The 2,329-nt window shown below is 36.6% G+C and carries 1 protein-coding gene; it reads right to left on the reverse strand.

What is annotated here, in order from left to right:
• Positions 1–63 precede the first annotated feature (63 nt).
• On the reverse strand, positions 64–2,329 hold a 2,266-nt coding region (locus JCM10991_RS14060), incomplete at its 5' end, for a hypothetical protein (RefSeq protein WP_035189039.1).

Below are 2,329 nucleotides of genomic sequence, written 5' to 3' on the forward strand. Positions count from 1 at the left end.
TTACATCATTTAGGGAATACGTAACCGTTGGTTTGTCATATAAGCCACCAATAGCTTTTACGTCTAACGGCATGTAAACGATGTAGTAATCAGCCATGTACCTTCTGAAGGGTAATTTACATTGGTATCTGATTCGACTGTCTTAACGCCACTAGGGTATTTAGCTCCGTCAGTAGTAATATTCCAACCTAATTTTTCACTTGGTTTAATAGCTTGAGCTTGTCCCGGATTGCCAATACTGTAATCCGTAACTTGCATATCTTTTCCAGTTGTCCCATCAATGTAGTGAACAATTACACCACTTTGCCCTTGAGCTAAGTGAACAATAGGAACATTTGTATAATTTTCGCTCACATCAACTTTATAATCTCCTGAAGTATTTAAAGTGTAAGCATGATTTTTGATTGTGTACTCTTTTTCAGGATAAGTAAATAATAGAAGTGCTCCCCAAAAGTCTACTCGTGATAAACCGTCAATAGCGCTACCCTTGCTATAAAAAGCAAGAGTATTGGCTTCAGCTTGTTTACGTTCTTCAGGACTTAATGATGCTAGGTAGAATGACTTTTTTAAAGTATTAGAAACCCCAGTATACGTAGCTTTTTGTAAGAAATCTTTTGTAACGTTGTATACCATTATTGCATGGGTCATACTATCATCAGTATATGAAATCAAACCTTGAGTTTTTGTTGGCGTTTCGTTTAATATTTTTTGAAGTTCCTCAGCATTTTTACCATTTTCAACTCTTAAGAAAGGAACACTTAACCAATCATGAGCATCTGCTTGTGCGTATAAATGTGCCTCAGTATCTCTAGCTTCAATAGTTTCTGACATTGTGTGATTATCAGCACTGACTGGATTCCAACGTACTCGTATACCCAATTGTCCTTTGTCGCCAACATTTGAAAAATTACTAGATGGTAATACAGGGTTAATTCCATCTGTTGAAACCGATAAGTCTTGTACAAATTGATAGTTACTTTGCGAGTTTGTTGCTTCTTTGTAAGTTGGAGCATACGACTCTACATCAGTATCTGCGTCTGCCATAGACCCTGTAACATGGTGATACATACCAGATAAAGCAACGTATGCGCCTGCTCCATTAGCACTGCGGTGGAAGTTACTTTCTGATTCAGACGCATTTTGAATATATGTCGCCGGAAGGACTTGTGTTCTTTTGAAATTAGCTTGTGGGATATTAACGTTTAATTTGGCGATTTCCTTGCCATCCATTTGATTATAGGTGATAGTACCTTTTAAACCATTTGTTAATCCATTGAAAAAACTAGCTGGCATATCATAATTTATTGACCCACCAGTTTTTGAAATAACAAAATTTTGTAAACCGACTGTATTAGTTTGAGAAGGTTCGTTTTCAACAACTACGTAATACGTTCTGATGTTACTATCCGAATAAGGAGTCTTTTTAATAACACCAATTAATTTGTTAGTTGAATCATATACTGATGCTCCTTGGATTAAGTCACTACCATTATCTTTATTCCAACCATTAGAGTTAGTCTCTGTTTTTTCTTGAAAAATAGCTACAGAGCTTCCACGTTTTACTTTACTTGCATCTACGCTGAAAGAAACTTTACTGTTAAAGTCAATCAAGTCTTTAACAGTTCCACCACTTCCCGAATAAGGAGCAATTTCAGTAACTTTTTTTCCAGAGTCACGTTCAAAATAATCTACTGACACATTAATAGCATTAGCGGTGAAAATACCTTTATTAGCATTCTCGATTGCATTGTTTACTAATACATTAGCTTTCTTTTCATCAACCTGTGCTTGCAAAATAGCAATTTGCTTTTGTAAGTCTGCCTTTTGCTTATTTAACGCGTTGTCTGACAAGTTTTCAAATGACTTAGAGGTATTTTTATCGAGTTCCTTTTGCCCAACTTCCTTAGCTAATTCATTGTATTTGTCAATTAAAGTGCTCAATTGGTCATTAGCAGAGTTAACTTTTTCACCAACAGACACGGCATCATTAATAGCTTTAACTTGGCTTTGGTAATCGTGGCTTACCTCTGTGACAATCTTTTGCGCATCAGCAACTGAAGTTGTTGTTTTTTTGTTAGGTTCTTGCTTAACATGGTCATTCCCTAACGTTTTTTGTGCATTGGCTACCGCTTGCTCGAGTTTTTGCTTTTCACTTTCCAAAGAAGCAACGGCACTCTTAGCGTCATTCATATTCTTTGTTGCAGTGTTCAGAGCATTAACTTGATTAGCATAGTCTTGCCGAATTTCCTTTGCCATTTGAGGTGCTTGTTCTTTTGATACTTGGCCCTTATTAACAGGGGAGCCTTTCACAACATTGACACCTGCAGCC

Source organism: Ligilactobacillus equi DSM 15833 = JCM 10991, from assembly GCF_000615765.1.
Classification (GTDB): Bacteria; Bacillota; Bacilli; order Lactobacillales; family Lactobacillaceae; genus Ligilactobacillus; species Ligilactobacillus equi.